This is a genomic window from Mesobacillus subterraneus, assembly GCF_023715485.1.
Lineage (GTDB): Bacteria > Bacillota > Bacilli > Bacillales > Cytobacillaceae > Mesobacillus > Mesobacillus subterraneus_B.
On record NZ_JAMBOF010000021.1, the window covers coordinates 33,623 to 49,010 of the forward strand.

Consider the following 15,388-nt stretch of genomic DNA (forward strand, 5'->3'; position numbering starts at 1 on the left):
TAATTTTCATATATTAAAGGAGGATTTTTCTAATGGGAAAAGCTAAATTCGATCGTTCCAAGCCACACGTTAACATTGGTACAATTGGTCACGTTGACCATGGTAAAACAACTTTAACAGCTGCAATCACTTCTGTTCTTGCAAAAGCTGGCGGTGCTGAAGCAAAAGGTTATGACCAAATCGATGCTGCTCCAGAAGAGCGCGAGCGTGGAATCACAATCTCTACTGCACACGTTGAGTACGAAACTGAAACTCGTCACTATGCACACGTTGACTGCCCAGGACATGCTGACTATGTTAAAAACATGATCACTGGTGCTGCACAAATGGACGGCGGAATCCTAGTTGTATCTGCAACTGACGGCCCAATGCCACAAACTCGTGAGCACATCCTTCTTTCTCGTCAGGTAGGCGTACCTTACCTTGTTGTATTCATGAACAAGTGTGATATGGTTGATGACGAAGAGCTACTTGAATTAGTAGAAATGGAAGTTCGTGACCTTCTTTCTGATTATGAATTCCCTGGCGATGACATCCCAGTAATCAAAGGTTCTGCTCTTAAAGCTCTTGAAGGCGAAGCTGCTTGGGAAGAGAAGATCGTTGAACTTATGAACGCTGTTGATGAGTACATCCCAACTCCAACACGTGACACTGACAAGCCTTTCATGATGCCTGTTGAGGATGTTTTCTCAATCACAGGACGTGGAACAGTTGCTACTGGCCGTGTTGAGCGTGGACAAGTACGCGTTGGTGACGTAATCGAAATCGTTGGTTTCACTGAAGAGCCAAAATCTACAACTGTTACAGGCGTAGAAATGTTCCGTAAGCTTCTTGACTATGCTGAAGCTGGAGATAACATCGGTGCACTTCTTCGTGGTGTAGCACGTGAAGAAATCGAGCGTGGACAGGTTTTGGCTAAGCCAAAATCAATCACTCCACACACAAAGTTCAAAGCTGAAGTTTATGTTCTTTCTAAAGAAGAAGGTGGACGTCATACTCCATTCTTCACTAACTACCGTCCACAATTCTATTTCCGTACTTCTGATATTACAGGTATCTGTAACCTTCCTGAAGGCGTAGAAATGGTTATGCCTGGCGACAACATCGAAATGACTGTTGAACTAATCGCTCCAGTTGCGATCGAAGAAGGAACTAAGTTCTCAATTCGTGAAGGCGGCCGTACTGTAGGCGCTGGCGTAGTTGCAACTATCCAAGAATAATTTTATTGATACAAAGCAGCTGGATGACGATCCAGCTGCTTTTTTGCGTTTAAATTTATTTTGATAAGATTTGATTTAAATATACAATTCGCTGCGACTCATTGATATTTAAAATACTATCCCTCAAGATCTAAGAAAGACTGGTTGATCACTTTATATGTGACCATATAAAAAAGCGGAAGGGGAGAAAGAACAATAATGTACCCGTAAAAGATAAGAAAGGAAATGTATCGTCACATAAAAAGCAATAATGTGCACATAAAAGGGAAGCAAGAAAGTTTATCGTCACATAAAGAAGATTAATGTACCCATAAAAGAGAAGAAAGAGAATTTATCGCCACATACTAATTAAAATGCCTATCTTAAACTGGAAAAGTGACATTTCTCCTTACTGGATCACGTGTTTAGCAACTAACCATCTCCCCTAATAGGAAATCCTCGAATCAGTTTCTTCTATATAATATAAACCGCATTAAAAGGAATTATTTTCTCCACGTCCAAATAGTTAGAAATCTTCTCCGCCACTTGTAAAATACTCAAACGCCAGCTATAATAGTAAAAGTGTGTTGAACATAATGAAATTGCGGAATAGATGTTGCGTTTGAGTTATGTTTTATGTATAATAGACAATGTTGGTCTTTGACTGCGATGATGCGAAAGGTTGCTGACACACCCGGCCGCTTTGCCATGGCGAGTGTGTGGGAAATTTTCGCTGAGAATGTCTATTTTAAAAATAGGCGAAAAGGAGGGAAAGTAATGGCAAAACAAAAAATTCGTATACGTTTGAAAGCTTATGATCACAGAATTCTTGATACATCAGCAGAGAAAATTGTTGAAACAGCAAAGCGTTCTGGTGCGGCGGTGTCTGGTCCAATCCCACTACCTACTGAAAAGACGATTTACACAATTCTTCGTGCGGTGCACAAGTACAAAGATTCTCGTGAGCAGTTTGAAATGCGTACGCATAAGCGTCTGATTGACATCATCAATCCGACACCACAAACGGTCGATTCACTAATGCGTTTAGACCTGCCATCAGGTGTAGATATCGAAATCAAACTTTAATAATAAAACATTATAATTCACAGGAGGTGTGACTGAAATGACCAAAGGAATCTTAGGAAGAAAGATCGGTATGACTCAAGTATTTGCTGAAAACGGCGACCTTATCCCGGTAACAGTGGTAGAAGCTGCTCCAAACGTAGTGCTTCAAGTGAAATCTGTTGAAACAGATGGTTACGAAGCGGTACAGCTTGGCTTTGAAGACAAGCGCGAAAAGCTTTCTAACAAACCAGAAAAAGGCCACGTTTCAAAAGCAAACACTGCTCCTAAGCGCTTCGTAAAAGAAATTAACGGAGTTGACTTAGCAGGCTATGAAGTTGGTCAGGAAGTCAAAGTTGATATTTTCGCAGAAGGCGAAATGGTAGATGTTACAGGAATCTCTAAGGGTAAAGGTTTCCAAGGTGTAATCAAGCGCCACGGACAATCTCGCGGACCAATGGCTCACGGTTCTCGTTACCACCGCCGCCCTGGTTCAATGGGTCCTGTTGCTCCAAACCGTGTTTTCAAAGGTAAACTATTACCTGGACGCATGGGTGGAGATCAGATCACTGTTCAAAACCTGCAAATCGTTAAAGTTGACGCAGAACGTAACCTTCTTCTAATCAAAGGGAACGTTCCTGGTGCTAAAAAAGCCCTTTTAAAAATTAAAGGCGCTGTAAAAGCTAAGTAATTTTCACAGGAAAGGAGGAAACAAGAATGCCTAAAGTAGCATTATTTAACCAAGCTGGTTCACAAGTTGGAGAAATCGAACTTAACGACACAGTATTTGGTATTGAGCCTAACAACCACGTAATGTTTGAAGCAGTAGTAATGCAAAGAGCTTCATTACGTCAAGGAACTCATAAAACTAAAATTCGTTCTGAAGTAGCGGGCGGTGGACGCAAGCCTTGGAAACAAAAAGGTACTGGACGTGCTCGTCAAGGATCTATTCGTTCTCCACAATGGCGCGGCGGCGGTACTGTATTCGGTCCTGTTCCACGCAGCTACAGCTATAAATTACCTAAAAAGGTACGTCGTTTAGCTATTAAATCTGCTCTATCATCTAAAGTACAAGCTGAAAACATCTTAGTTCTTGAAAGCCTTGCTTTTGACGCTCCTAAGACAAAAGAATTCACAAACGTACTAAAAGGTCTTTCAGTTAACACTAAAGCCTTGATCGTAACAGCAGGTTTAGAAGAAAACGTTGCTCTATCTGCACGTAACATTCCAGGAGTAACTGTTGTTGCTGCCGATGGAATTAACGTACTAGATGTTTTAAATCATGATAAGCTGATCATGACAAAAGCAGCTGTTGAAAAAGTAGAGGAGGTGCTTGCATAATGGATGCACGCGATATCATTAAGCGCCCCGTTATTACAGAACGTTCTTCAGATCTTATGACTGAGAAGAAGTATACTTTCGAAGTTGATACAAGAGCGAATAAGACACAAGTTAAAGATGCGATCGAAACTATTTTCGGCGTTAAAGTTGAAAAAGTTAACATCATGAACTACAAAGGTAAGTTCAAACGTATGGGCAAGTTCGGCGGTTATACAAACAAGCGTCGTAAAGCTATCGTTAAACTTACTCAAGACAGCAAAGAAATCGAATTCTTCGAAGTATAAAAACTTAATTAGAAGAGGAGGGAAACGAAATGGCGATTAAAAAGTACAAACCTACCTCCAACGGTCGTCGTAATATGACAGCATCTGATTTTGCTGAAATTACAACTGACAAGCCGGAAAAATCCTTGCTTGCTCCGTTGCACAGAAAAGGCGGTCGTAACAACCAGGGTAAGTTAACTGTTCGTCATCAAGGTGGCGGCCATAAGCGTCAGTACAGAATCATCGACTTTAAACGTACAAAAGATGGCATTCCAGGACGCGTTGCCACAATTGAGTATGATCCAAACCGTTCAGCAAACATTGCGTTAATTAATTATGTAGATGGTGAAAAGAGATATATCCTAGCTCCTAAAAACCTAGAAGTAGGTATGGAAGTTATGTCTGGCCCAACAGCTGACATTAAAGTAGGTAATGCTCTTCCACTAGTTAACATCCCAGTTGGTACAGTAGTACACAACATCGAATTGAAGCCTGGTAAAGGCGGACAATTAGTTCGTTCTGCAGGAACTTCAGCACAGGTTCTTGGTAAAGAAGGCAAATATGTATTGATTCGTTTGAACTCAGGCGAAGTACGTATGATCCTTTCTGAGTGCCGTGCAACTGTTGGTCAAGTTGGTAACGAACAACACGAATTGATCAACATCGGTAAAGCAGGTCGTAATCGTTGGTTAGGCAAGCGCCCAACTGTTCGTGGATCTGTAATGAACCCTAACGATCACCCACACGGTGGTGGTGAAGGACGCTCTCCAATCGGACGTAAATCACCAATGTCTCCTTGGGGCAAGCCGACTCTTGGTTACAAGACTCGTAAGAAGAAAAACAAATCCGATAAGTTTATTGTTCGTCGTCGTAAAAAATAACGGGATTGAGCTACGGTTCGCGGGAACCGTAGGGCAATCACGAAGGGAGGTTCACTCATGGGTCGTAGCTTAAAAAAAGGACCTTTTGTTGATGATCACTTAATCACAAAGATCGAAAAGTTAAATGAAACTGAAGGCAAGAAAGTTGTTAAAACTTGGTCTCGCCGTTCAACGATCTTCCCACAATTCATCGGACACACGATTGCTGTCTACGATGGTCGTAAACATGTTCCTGTATATGTCACTGAAGACATGGTAGGCCACAAGCTTGGAGAATTCGCTCCAACTCGTACTTACAAAGGTCATGGAAATGACGATAAGAAAACAAGACGTTAATGAGAGGAGGGCATCCAAATGCAAGCTAAAGCTGTTGCAAGAACAGTTCGTATTGCTCCTCGTAAAGCTCGACTAGTTCTAGATTTAATTCGAGGAAAGCAAGTTGGTGAAGCGGTAGCTATCTTAAACCTTACCCCAAAAGCTGCTTCTCCAATCGTAGATAAAGTGTTGAAATCTGCATTAGCAAACGCAGAGCACAACTATGAAATGGATGTTAATAACCTTGTCGTATCCGAAGCGTATGCAAATGAAGGACCAACGTTAAAACGTTTCCGTCCACGTGCTATGGGCCGTGCAAGTGCAATTAACAAACGTACTAGCCATATTACTATCGTTTTATCAGAAAAGAAGGAGGGATAATCAGTGGGTCAAAAAGTAAATCCAGTCGGTTTGCGTATCGGAATCATCCGTGATTGGGAATCCAAGTGGTACGCAGGCAAAGACTACGCTGATCTTTTACACGAAGACCTTAAGGTTCGTGAGTACATCACAAAGCGTTTACGCGATGCTTCTCTTTCTAAAGTAGAGATCGAACGTGCTGCAAACCGTTTAAATGTAACTGTCCACACTGCTAAGCCTGGAATGGTGATCGGTAAGGGCGGTACTGAGGTTGAAGCTCTTCGCAAAGCGTTAAACCAACTTACTGGCAAACGTGTTCATATAAACATTCTTGAAATTAAAAGAGCTGATATTGATGCGAAATTGGTTGCTGAGAATATCGCTCGTCAATTAGAAAGCCGTGTATCTTTCCGTCGTGCTCAAAAGCAAGTTATCCAACGTGCTATGCGTGCAGGCGCTAAAGGTATCAAGACAATGGTATCTGGCCGTCTTGGCGGAGCAGACATCGCTCGTTCAGAACAATACAGCGAAGGAACAGTTCCACTTCATACTCTTCGTGCCGATATCGATTACGCTACTGCTGAAGCAGATACAACTTACGGAAAACTTGGCGTAAAAGTATGGATTTACCGTGGAGAGGTCCTTCCTACGAAGAAGAAAACTGAGGAAGGAGGCAAATAATATGTTATTGCCAAAACGCGTTAAATATCGCCGTCAACACCGTGGTAAAATGCGCGGTCAAGCAAAAGGCGGTACTGAAGTGAACTTCGGTGAATTCGGTTTGCAAGCTATGGAAGCTTCATGGATCACAAACCGTCAGATCGAATCTGCCCGTATTGCGATGACTCGTTACATGAAACGTGGCGGTAAAGTTTGGATCAAAATTTTCCCTCATAAGCCTTACACTGCAAAGCCTCTAGAGGTGCGAATGGGTTCCGGTAAAGGTGCTCCTGAAGGCTGGGTAGCAGTTGTTAAACCAGGCAAAGTAATGTTCGAAGTAGCTGGCGTTTCTGAAGAGATCGCACGTGAAGCATTACGCCTTGCAGCACACAAGCTTCCTGTAAAGTGCAAGTTTGTTAAACGAGAAGAAATTGGTGGTGAATCTAATGAAAGCTAATGACATTCGTGACCTTACCACTGCTGAAATTGAACAAAAAGTTAAATCTTTAAAAGAAGAGCTATTCAACCTGCGCTTTCAATTAGCGACTGGACAACTTGAAAATACAGCTCGCATTCGTGAAGTACGCAAAGCGATTGCTCGCATGAAAACTGTAATTCGTGAACGAGAGATCGGCGTTAACAGATAATTGAGAGGAGGTTCTCACAATGAGTGAACGCAACCAACGCAAAGTTTATACTGGACGCGTAGTATCTGACAAGATGGACAAAACTGTTACTGTTCTTGTTGAAACATACAAAAAGCATCCATTATACGGCAAGCGTGTAAAATACTCTAAGAAGTTTAAGGCTCATGATGAGCAAAATGAGGCAAAAATCGGCGACGTAGTACGTATCATGGAAACTCGTCCGCTATCTGCCACAAAACGTTTCCGCCTAGTAGAAGTGGTGGGAAAAGCTGTTATTATCTAATTGTTCGGATTAAGGTTTATTCCGAAGGGAGGTTACTCGCATGATCCAACAGGAAACACGTTTAAAAGTTGCTGACAATTCAGGTGCTCGTGAAGTTCTGACTATTAAGGTTCTAGGCGGTTCTGGCCGTAAGACTGCTAATATCGGTGACGTTATCGTCTGCACAGTAAAACAAGCAACACCAGGTGGCGTTGTTAAAAAAGGTGACGTTGTTAAAGCAGTAATTGTTCGTACAAAGACTGGTATGCGCCGTACAGACGGTTCATACATCAAATTTGACGAGAATGCTTGTGTAATCATCCGTGATGATAAGAGCCCTCGTGGAACTCGTATCTTCGGACCAGTTGCACGTGAGCTTCGTGAAAACAACTTCATGAAAATCGTTTCATTAGCTCCAGAAGTACTATAATCTATTTCAAATGCCTTTAAGGAGGTGCACACAGATGCATGTAAAAAAAGGTGACAAAGTAATGGTCATCTCTGGTAAGGACAAAGGCAAAACAGGGATCATCCTTGAAGCTTATCCTAAGCAAAGCCGTGTTCTTGTAGAAGGAATCAATATCGTGAAAAAACACGCTAAGCCTTCTCAAGTGAATCCACAGGGTGGAATCTTAAACCAGGAAGCACCTATCCATGTATCAAACGTAATGCCTATCGATGCGAAGTCTGGTAAGCCAACCCGAGTTGGTTACACAGTTGAAAACGGCAAGAAGGTACGCGTTGCTAAAAAATCCGGTGAAGTTCTAGATAAATAGTCTATTGAAGAAGGGAGGTACAATCGATGAACCGCCTAAAAGAAAAGTTCAACACTGAAATCACTCCTGCTCTTATGAGCAAATTTAACTATAAGTCAATCATGGAAGTTCCGAAGCTTGATAAGATCGTAATCAACATGGGTGTTGGTGAAGCAGTTGCCAATGCTAAAGCTCTTGATACTGCAGTTGAAGAATTAGCAACAATCACAGGCCAAAAGCCAATCGTGACTCGCGCTAAGAAATCAATCGCTGGTTTCCGCCTTCGTGAAGGTATGCCAATCGGCGCGAAAGTAACTCTTCGCGGAGAGCGCATGTACGAATTCATCGACAAGTTAATTTCAGTTTCTTTACCACGTGTACGTGACTTCCGCGGTATCTCTAAGAAGTCTTTCGACGGACGCGGTAACTACACACTTGGTGTTAAAGAACAATTGATCTTCCCTGAGATTGATTACGATAAAGTAAATAAAGTTCGTGGCATGGACATTGTTATTGTAACGACTGCTAACACTGATGAAGAAGCTCGTGAACTATTAACACAATTCGGAATGCCATTTCAAAAGTAATCTCTAATAAGAGGGAGGCGAAAACGTGGCTAAGAAATCAATGATTGCGAAACAAAAACGCACGCCTAAATATAAAGTACAAGAGTACACTCGCTGTGAGCGCTGCGGCCGTCCGCACTCTGTATACCGCAAATTTAAGCTTTGCCGTATTTGTTTCCGTGAATTAGCATACAAAGGACAAATTCCTGGTGTGAAAAAAGCTAGCTGGTAAAACTGAAAGCTCTGGAAGGAGGTAAATTAAATGGTCATGACAGATCCGATTGCAGATTTGCTTACTCGTATTCGTAATGCGAATATGGTACGTCACGAAAAATTAGAAGTACCTGCTTCTAACATGAAAAAAGAAATCGCTGAGATCCTTAAGCGTGAAGGTTTCGTACGTGATGTTGAATATATCGAAGACAACAAACAAGGTATCATCCGTATCTTCTTGAAGTACGGTGCAAACAACGAGCGTGTTATCACTGGTCTTAAGAGAATCAGCAAGCCAGGACTTCGCGTTTATGCAAAATCAAACGAAGTACCTAAGGTACTTAACGGTTTAGGAATCGCATTAGTTTCAACTTCAAACGGCGTTTTAACTGACAAAGAAGCTCGCGCAAAGCAAGTTGGCGGAGAAGTTTTAGCATACGTTTGGTAATAGATTTTCTGAATGAATGGAGGTGCAACAAATGTCACGCGTAGGTAAAAAACCAATTGAAATTCCAGCTGGTGTAACTGTTACTCTTGATAACAACAACGTAACAGTTAAAGGACCAAAAGGTGAATTGTCTCGTACTTTTCACGCTGATATCGAAATTAAGGTTGAAGATAACGTAATCAACATCTCTCGTCCATCTGAAGCAAAAGAACATCGTGCACTGCACGGAACGACTCGCGCGATTCTTGCTAACATGGTTGAAGGTGTATCTAAAGGATTCGAAAGAGGTCTTGAGCTAATCGGGGTTGGTTACCGTGCTGCAAAGCAAGGCAACAAACTTGTACTTAGCGTAGGATACTCTCATCCAGTAGAAATCGAGGCAGAAAAAGGCCTTGAAATCGAAGTTCCTTCTAATACAAAGATCATCATTAAAGGAACTGACAAAGAGCGTGTTGGCGCATTAGCTGCTAACATCCGTGACGTACGTCCGCCAGAGCCATACAAAGGCAAAGGTATTCGTTATGAAGGCGAATTTGTACGCCGCAAAGAAGGTAAAACAGGTAAGTAATGCCGCATAGGTTAACGAAAGGAGTGACGTAAATGATTACGAAGGCTGATAAAAACGCTACTCGCCGTAAAAGACATGGTCGTGTACGTGCGAAACTTAGCGGAACTGAAGCTCGTCCTCGTCTAAATGTGTTCCGTTCAAACAAGCACATTTACGCTCAATTAATTGACGATGTAAAGGGAGTAACTCTAGCGAGTGCTTCTACTTTAGATAAAGAAGTTAATGTTGAAGGCAATAACCTTGAAGCAGCTAAGAAGATCGGTGAACTTATCGCTCAGCGCGCTGTTGAAAAAGGTTACAAATCAGTAGTATTTGACCGTGGCGGATACCTCTATCATGGTCGCGTACAGGCACTTGCTGATGCTGCCCGCGAAAACGGCTTAGAATTTTAATAAAAAAAGGAGGGACATACAAAGATGCGTCGTATTGATCCAAACAAACTTGAACTTGAAGAACGCGTAGTTACGATTAACCGTGTTGCGAAAGTTGTAAAAGGTGGACGTCGTTTCCGTTTTTCTGCTCTTGTAGTAGTAGGAGATAAAAACGGTAATGTCGGCATGGGTACTGGTAAAGCACAAGAAGTACCTGAAGCGATTCGCAAAGCTATCGAAGATGCGAAGAAGAACCTAATCCAAGTACCAATGGTTGGTACAACAATTCCACACCAAGTAATCGGACACTTTGGTGCTGGTGAAATCTTTTTGAAGCCTGCTTCAGAAGGTACTGGAGTTATCGCTGGTGGACCAGTTCGTGCGGTGCTAGAATTAGCTGGTGTTGCTGACATCCTTTCTAAATCACTAGGAACTAACACACCAATCAACATGGTACGTGCAACTCTTGACGGCTTAAAGCAACTTAAGCGTGCAGAAGACGTAGCAAAGTTACGCGGTAAATCTGTGGAAGAACTGTTAGGATAAGGAGGGAAATCAAATGGCTAACAAATTAGAAATTACCCTCACTCGCAGCTTGATCGGCCGTCCGCAAGATCAGCGTGAAACAGTTAAGGCTCTTGGCTTACGTAAAATGAATCAAACAGTTGAGCAGCAAGATAATGCAGCTATCCGCGGCATGATCAACAAAGTTTCTCATCTTGTTACTGTAAACGAAAAATAATTTAACCTTTTTAAAATAAGGAGGTGCCAACATGAAACTTCATGAATTAAAGCCTGCAGAAGGTTCCCGTAAAGAACGCAAGCGTCTTGGACGCGGTATCGGTTCTGGACAAGGTAAGACTGCTGGTAAAGGTCATAAAGGTCAAAACGCTCGTTCTGGCGGCGGTGTACGCCTTGGATTTGAAGGTGGTCAAACTCCTTTATTCCGACGCTTGCCAAAACGCGGTTTCACAAACATCAACCGCAAAGAATATGCAGTCGTTAACCTTGATGCTCTAAATGTATTCGAAGATGGAACTGAAGTGACTCCAGAACTTTTAATTGAGACAGGTCTTGTCAAGAAAGAATTAGCAGGTGTGAAAGTACTTGCTAAGGGAAGCTTGGAAAAGAAACTAACTGTTAAAGCTCATAAGTTCTCCTCTGCAGCCGAAGAAGCGATTAAAGCTGCCGGCGGTCAAACTGAGGTGATTTAATGTTCCAGACAATCTCCAATTTTATGCGCGTGGGTGAAATTAGAAATAAAATCTTCTTCACCCTTTTAATGTTGATAGTATTTCGTTTTGGGACATTTATTCCTGTCCCGAACGTTAATGCAGATATTTTAAAAGCACAGGATGACATGAGTGTCTTCGGAGTGCTTAATACATTCGGCGGCGGTGCGCTGCAGAACTTCTCCATCTTCGCGATGGGAATCATGCCGTATATCACTGCTTCGATCATCATTCAACTTTTACAGATGGATGTTGTGCCAAAGTTTACTGAATGGTCCAAACAAGGAGAAGTCGGACGCCGTAAATTAGCTCAGTTTACCCGCTATTTCACGATCGTTCTTGGTTTTATCCAGGCACTCGGTATGTCTTATGGCTTTAATAATATGGCAGGCGGATTATTAATCCAAAATGCTGGTATCGGAACTTACTTGCTGATTGCTACGGTCTTGACCGCCGGAACTGCATTCCTTATGTGGTTAGGTGAGCAGATCACATCAAAAGGCGTAGGTAACGGTATTTCAATCATTATCTTTGCAGGTATTGTTGCTGGTCTTCCGACAATGGCTAACCAGATTTATGCACAACAGTTTGCGGATGCAGGCGACGCTTTGTTCTTGCGTATTGTTACTGTTTTGTTAATTCTTTTAGCTGTTATCGCAATCATTGTTGGTGTAATTTTCATCCAGCAGGCAACACGCAAAATACCGATCCAGTACGCTAAACGCATGAGCGCAGGGAACAACGCTGTTGGCGGCCAGAACACTCACCTTCCTTTGAAAGTGAATGCTGCTGGTGTCATCCCGGTTATCTTTGCAATCTCGTTTGTCGTTACACCTCCGACAATCGCTCAGTTCTTTGGCACGAATGATGTGACACTTTGGATCCAGAAGACGTTTGATTACACACAGCCGATCGGTATGGTCGTCTATGTAGCTCTAATCGTGGCGTTCACGTATTTCTATGCGTTCATCCAAGTGAATCCTGAACAAGTTGCCGAAAACCTGAAGAAGCAAGGTGGATATGTGCCGGGCATCCGTCCTGGTAAAAACACACAGGAATACTTGACGAAAGTTTTGTACCGCTTGACTCTTGTCGGCGCGATCTTCCTTTCAGTTATTTCTGTGCTGCCAGTATTTTTCATAAAATTTGCTGGTCTGCCTCAATCCGTACAGATTGGCGGAACAAGTTTGCTGATTGTTGTCGGCGTTGCGCTGGAAACAATGAAGCAGCTTGAAGCTCAACTTGTAAAACGCCACTATAAAGGCTTTATTAAATAAGATTTAGGGGACCTAAGTTCCCTGAATCTTTAAATAGAGACTGAGGGGGGAAATCTTGTGAATTTGGTTCTGATGGGGCTTCCGGGTGCCGGTAAGGGCACGCAAGCCGATAAAATTGTTGTGAAATACAACATCCCTCATATCTCAACAGGAGATATGTTCCGTGCAGCTATCAAAGAAGGAACGGAACTTGGATTACAGGCAAAATCGTTTATGGACAAAGGAGAGCTGGTTCCTGATGAAGTTACAATCGGGATCGTCCGTGAGCGCTTAAGCAAAAACGACTGTGGAAATGGATTCCTTTTAGACGGATTCCCGCGCACAGTTGCACAGGCTGAAGCACTGGACACTATGCTCGCTGATCTTGGAAAGAAAATCGATTATGTCATTAACATCGATGTAGATCAAAGTATTTTAATGGAGCGTTTAACAGGACGCAGGATTTGCAAAAACTGTGGGGCTACTTACCACCTCGTCTTCAATCCACCTTCTCAGGAAGGCGTTTGTGACCGTTGTGGCGGCGAGCTTTATCAGCGTGCTGATGACAATGCTGAAACAGTCCAGAACCGTTTGGATGTTAACATCCAGCAAACTAAGCCACTGTTGAACTTCTATGAAGATAAAGGTTACTTACGCAATATCAACGGTCAGCAGGACATTGATGTCGTATTTGCTGATATCGAAGAATTGCTTGGGGGCTTAAAATAATGATCATCTGCAAAACCCCTCGTGAAATAGAAATTATGCGAGAAGCAGGTCGCATTGTAGCGTTGACACACCAGGAGTTGAAGAAGCATATTGCTCCTGGCATTACAACTAAAGAACTGGATGCCATTGCTGAAGATTTTATCCGCAAACAAGGTGCAGCTCCTTCTTTTAAAGGTTATAATGGTTTTCGCGGCAGCATCTGTGCATCCGTCAATAACGAACTAGTTCACGGGATTCCTGGAGAACGAGTTCTAAAGGAAGGCGAGATCATCAGCATTGATATCGGCGCGAAGTACAACGGATACCACGGGGACTCTGCTTGGACTTATCCGGTAGGCAGTATTGATGAAGAATCGCAGCGTCTATTGGACGTTACTGAAGAGTCTCTGTTCAGGGGCTTGAAAGAAGCCAAGCCAGGAGAACGTCTTTCGAACATCTCCCATGCGATTCAAACGTATGTGGAATCAGAAGGCTTTTCTATTGTTCGCGAGTATGTCGGCCATGGAATTGGGCAAGAATTGCATGAAGACCCGCAAATTCCACACTACGGCCCGCCAAACAAGGGTCCTAGGCTGAAGCCTGGAATGGTTCTATGCGTAGAACCAATGGTTAATGCAGGAAGCCGCTATGTAAAAACGTTAGCCGATGATTGGACTGTCGTAACGGTTGACGGTAAAATGTGTGCCCACTTCGAGCATACAATTGCGATCACTGAAACTGGTTTTGAGATTTTGACAAAAGCCTAATTGATAGTGGTCGACACCTGATTCTGTTTTTAGTCTTTTAAAAAGGCAAATTGTAATTTCCATGCGGACGGGATGCCAGCTTTATGATATAATCATAAGGTTGAGTATTTTCTCATCAATGTTGTCAATTGCTTGCTGTTTAGATAGTGTCACAAATAGAAAGCTGAACTCCGCGAACGTGGGGTATATGATTTAATACGTATTCGAATTAAGAAGGGAGACCAGTACATGGCGAAAGATGATGTAATTGAAATCGAAGGCACAGTAACTGAAACTTTGCCGAATGCAATGTTTAAGGTAGAATTAGAGAATGGTCATACAGTGTTGGCTCATGTTTCCGGCAAAATCAGAATGCACTTCATTCGGATCCTGCCTGGAGATAAAGTAACAGTTGAGCTTTCTCCATATGATTTGACTCGCGGAAGAATTACCTACCGCTTTAAATAAAACCGTGACTCCGTACTATCAAGGAGGTTAGAGTAATGAAAGTGAGACCATCTGTTAAGCCAATCTGTGAAAAGTGTAAAGTTATCCGCAGAAAAGGCAAAGTAATGGTGATCTGTGAAAACCCTAAACATAAACAAAAACAAGGTTAATAATAAAGGAGGTGCGCATCTAGATGGCACGTATTGCTGGTGTAGATATTCCACGTGAAAAGCGTGTAGTTATTTCTTTAACATACATTTACGGAATCGGAAGTTCAACTGCTGTGAAGGTTCTTGCTGAAGCTGGTGTTTCTGAAGACACTCGTGTTCGCGATCTTACAGAAGAAGAACTTAACAAAATCCGTGATATTATCGACAAGCTAAAGGTTGAAGGTGACCTTCGCCGTGAAATTTCATTAAACATCAAACGTCTAATGGAAATCGGTTCATACCGTGGCTTGCGTCATCGTCGTGGATTGCCTGTTCGCGGACAAAACACGAAGAACAACGCACGTACTCGTAAAGGTCCTCGTAAGACTGTAGCTAACAAGAAAAAATAATCCGTAAAGGAGGGTAACATTTAAATGGCTCGTAAAACTAATACACGCAAACGCCGCGTCAAAAAGAATATTGAAAGTGGAGTTGCGCATATTCGTTCAACTTTCAACAATACTATCGTAACTATTACAGACGTACATGGTAACGCATTATCATGGTCTAGTGCAGGTGCGCTTGGTTTCAAGGGTTCACGTAAATCCACTCCATTCGCAGCACAAATGGCAGCAGAAACTGCAGCTAAAACTTCAATGGAACATGGTTTGAAAACTTTAGAGGTAACTGTTAAAGGACCAGGTGCTGGCCGTGAAGCAGCAATCCGTGCTCTTCAAGCAGCAGGCCTTGAAGTTACAGCGATCAAAGATGTAACTCCAGTTCCACATAACGGCTGCCGCCCGCCAAAACGTCGCCGTGTTTAATTTTTCTGTATAGAATTTGTAGTCCTGTCTATAATGGGATATGATACAAATATTTTCTAGGTATACAGAAATAATTAAGTCCAGTTGTTGTGCACAGACGGGAACGTATACATGG

Annotated in this window: 29 protein-coding genes; all 29 read left to right on the forward strand. The window is 42.5% G+C overall.

Translation table 11 applies throughout. From position 1 onward, the window contains the following. Positions 1–32: 32 nt before the first annotated feature. The 29 genes from tuf to rpsK all read left to right on the forward strand — a co-directional run bounded on the left by tuf (position 33) and on the right by rpsK (position 15,273). A complete protein-coding gene (tuf, locus tag M3204_RS20970) occupies positions 33–1,220 on the forward strand; it encodes an elongation factor Tu (protein ID WP_251487361.1) in 1,188 nt (395 codons plus the stop codon). A gap of 756 nt (positions 1,221–1,976) precedes the next feature. After that, a complete protein-coding gene (rpsJ, locus tag M3204_RS20975) occupies positions 1,977–2,285 on the forward strand; it encodes a 30S ribosomal protein S10 (protein ID WP_207503082.1) in 309 nt (102 codons plus the stop codon). Between the two features lie 37 nt (positions 2,286–2,322). Next, entirely contained in the window at positions 2,323–2,952 is a 630-nt protein-coding gene (gene rplC / locus M3204_RS20980) for a 50S ribosomal protein L3 (protein WP_251487364.1), read from the forward strand. A gap of 26 nt (positions 2,953–2,978) precedes the next feature. Next, positions 2,979–3,602, forward strand: coding sequence for a 50S ribosomal protein L4 (gene rplD / locus M3204_RS20985; protein ID WP_251487366.1), 624 nt, complete (start codon positions 2,979–2,981; stop codon positions 3,600–3,602). Further along, positions 3,602–3,886, forward strand: a complete 285-nt coding sequence (gene rplW / locus M3204_RS20990) for a 50S ribosomal protein L23 (RefSeq protein ID WP_125482137.1) — start codon at positions 3,602–3,604, stop codon at positions 3,884–3,886. The genes rplD and rplW overlap by 1 nt, the downstream gene beginning before the upstream one ends. 29 nt (positions 3,887–3,915) lie before the next feature. Beyond that, positions 3,916–4,746, forward strand: coding sequence for a 50S ribosomal protein L2 (gene rplB / locus M3204_RS20995; protein WP_251487369.1), 831 nt, complete (start codon positions 3,916–3,918; stop codon positions 4,744–4,746). 57 nt (positions 4,747–4,803) lie between these two features. After that, positions 4,804–5,082: a 30S ribosomal protein S19 gene (gene rpsS / locus M3204_RS21000; protein ID WP_251487372.1), complete on the forward strand. Its 279-nt coding sequence runs from the start codon at positions 4,804–4,806 to the stop codon at positions 5,080–5,082. Between the two features lie 18 nt (positions 5,083–5,100). Further along, positions 5,101–5,442: a 50S ribosomal protein L22 gene (rplV, locus tag M3204_RS21005; RefSeq protein WP_023626425.1), complete on the forward strand. Its 342-nt coding sequence runs from the start codon at positions 5,101–5,103 to the stop codon at positions 5,440–5,442. A gap of 3 nt (positions 5,443–5,445) precedes the next feature. Next, positions 5,446–6,102, forward strand: a complete 657-nt coding sequence (rpsC, locus tag M3204_RS21010; protein WP_251487375.1) for a 30S ribosomal protein S3 — start codon at positions 5,446–5,448, stop codon at positions 6,100–6,102. 1 nt (position 6,103) lies between these two features. Further along, positions 6,104–6,538, forward strand: a complete 435-nt coding sequence (gene rplP / locus M3204_RS21015; RefSeq protein WP_251487393.1) for a 50S ribosomal protein L16 — start codon at positions 6,104–6,106, stop codon at positions 6,536–6,538. Next, positions 6,528–6,728 carry a 50S ribosomal protein L29 gene (rpmC, locus tag M3204_RS21020; protein ID WP_023626422.1) on the forward strand — a complete coding sequence of 67 codons (201 nt, stop codon included), beginning with the start codon at positions 6,528–6,530 and terminating at the stop codon, positions 6,726–6,728. The genes rplP and rpmC overlap by 11 nt, the downstream gene beginning before the upstream one ends. A gap of 19 nt (positions 6,729–6,747) precedes the next feature. Then, positions 6,748–7,011: a 30S ribosomal protein S17 gene (rpsQ, locus tag M3204_RS21025; RefSeq protein WP_251487396.1), complete on the forward strand. Its 264-nt coding sequence runs from the start codon at positions 6,748–6,750 to the stop codon at positions 7,009–7,011. Between the two features lie 40 nt (positions 7,012–7,051). Next, complete coding sequence (rplN, locus tag M3204_RS21030; protein WP_251487400.1) at positions 7,052–7,420, forward strand: 50S ribosomal protein L14; 369 nt, start codon at positions 7,052–7,054, stop codon at positions 7,418–7,420. Positions 7,421–7,454: 34 nt separating this feature from the next. After that, positions 7,455–7,766, forward strand: coding sequence for a 50S ribosomal protein L24 (gene rplX / locus M3204_RS21035; protein ID WP_207503075.1), 312 nt, complete (start codon positions 7,455–7,457; stop codon positions 7,764–7,766). A gap of 26 nt (positions 7,767–7,792) precedes the next feature. Then, positions 7,793–8,332, forward strand: coding sequence for a 50S ribosomal protein L5 (rplE, locus tag M3204_RS21040; protein ID WP_251487402.1), 540 nt, complete (start codon positions 7,793–7,795; stop codon positions 8,330–8,332). Between the two features lie 25 nt (positions 8,333–8,357). Further along, positions 8,358–8,543 (forward strand): 30S ribosomal protein S14, encoded by a 186-nt coding sequence (gene rpsN, locus M3204_RS21045; RefSeq protein WP_009499044.1) that lies wholly within the window; start codon positions 8,358–8,360, stop codon positions 8,541–8,543. Positions 8,544–8,573: 30 nt separating this feature from the next. Further along, on the forward strand, positions 8,574–8,972 hold the full coding sequence (gene rpsH, locus M3204_RS21050) for a 30S ribosomal protein S8 (protein ID WP_079504257.1): 399 nt from the start codon (positions 8,574–8,576) through the stop codon (positions 8,970–8,972). Between the two features lie 31 nt (positions 8,973–9,003). After that, positions 9,004–9,540: a 50S ribosomal protein L6 gene (gene rplF / locus M3204_RS21055; protein WP_251487405.1), complete on the forward strand. Its 537-nt coding sequence runs from the start codon at positions 9,004–9,006 to the stop codon at positions 9,538–9,540. Between the two features lie 32 nt (positions 9,541–9,572). Beyond that, complete coding sequence (gene rplR, locus M3204_RS21060) at positions 9,573–9,932, forward strand: 50S ribosomal protein L18 (protein ID WP_251487410.1); 360 nt, start codon at positions 9,573–9,575, stop codon at positions 9,930–9,932. 24 nt (positions 9,933–9,956) lie between these two features. Beyond that, positions 9,957–10,457 (forward strand): 30S ribosomal protein S5, encoded by a 501-nt coding sequence (gene rpsE / locus M3204_RS21065; RefSeq protein ID WP_251487413.1) that lies wholly within the window; start codon positions 9,957–9,959, stop codon positions 10,455–10,457. A gap of 13 nt (positions 10,458–10,470) precedes the next feature. Continuing rightward, positions 10,471–10,653 carry a 50S ribosomal protein L30 gene (gene rpmD / locus M3204_RS21070; RefSeq protein ID WP_023626413.1) on the forward strand — a complete coding sequence of 61 codons (183 nt, stop codon included), beginning with the start codon at positions 10,471–10,473 and terminating at the stop codon, positions 10,651–10,653. Between the two features lie 31 nt (positions 10,654–10,684). Continuing rightward, a complete protein-coding gene (gene rplO, locus M3204_RS21075; RefSeq protein WP_251487416.1) occupies positions 10,685–11,125 on the forward strand; it encodes a 50S ribosomal protein L15 in 441 nt (146 codons plus the stop codon). Continuing rightward, on the forward strand, positions 11,125–12,420 hold the full coding sequence (gene secY, locus M3204_RS21080) for a preprotein translocase subunit SecY (RefSeq protein WP_251487418.1): 1,296 nt from the start codon (positions 11,125–11,127) through the stop codon (positions 12,418–12,420). Before rplO ends, secY begins: the two co-directional genes overlap by 1 nt. A 57-nt stretch (positions 12,421–12,477) precedes the next feature. Beyond that, positions 12,478–13,128, forward strand: a complete 651-nt coding sequence (locus M3204_RS21085) for an adenylate kinase (protein WP_251487422.1) — start codon at positions 12,478–12,480, stop codon at positions 13,126–13,128. Then, positions 13,128–13,874, forward strand: coding sequence for a type I methionyl aminopeptidase (map, locus tag M3204_RS21090; RefSeq protein WP_251487425.1), 747 nt, complete (start codon positions 13,128–13,130; stop codon positions 13,872–13,874). The genes M3204_RS21085 and map overlap by 1 nt, the downstream gene beginning before the upstream one ends. A gap of 228 nt (positions 13,875–14,102) precedes the next feature. Beyond that, the gene (gene infA / locus M3204_RS21095) at positions 14,103–14,321 is read left to right on the forward strand and encodes a translation initiation factor IF-1 (protein WP_075980338.1); all 219 of its coding nucleotides are present in this window, start codon (positions 14,103–14,105) and stop codon (positions 14,319–14,321) included. A 35-nt stretch (positions 14,322–14,356) separates the two neighbouring features. Further along, the gene (gene rpmJ, locus M3204_RS21100) at positions 14,357–14,470 is read left to right on the forward strand and encodes a 50S ribosomal protein L36 (protein WP_003156543.1); all 114 of its coding nucleotides are present in this window, start codon (positions 14,357–14,359) and stop codon (positions 14,468–14,470) included. Positions 14,471–14,493: 23 nt separating this feature from the next. Beyond that, on the forward strand, positions 14,494–14,859 hold the full coding sequence (gene rpsM / locus M3204_RS21105; protein WP_251487428.1) for a 30S ribosomal protein S13: 366 nt from the start codon (positions 14,494–14,496) through the stop codon (positions 14,857–14,859). 24 nt (positions 14,860–14,883) lie between these two features. Beyond that, on the forward strand, positions 14,884–15,273 hold the full coding sequence (rpsK, locus tag M3204_RS21110; RefSeq protein ID WP_023626407.1) for a 30S ribosomal protein S11: 390 nt from the start codon (positions 14,884–14,886) through the stop codon (positions 15,271–15,273). Positions 15,274–15,388 lie beyond the last annotated feature (115 nt).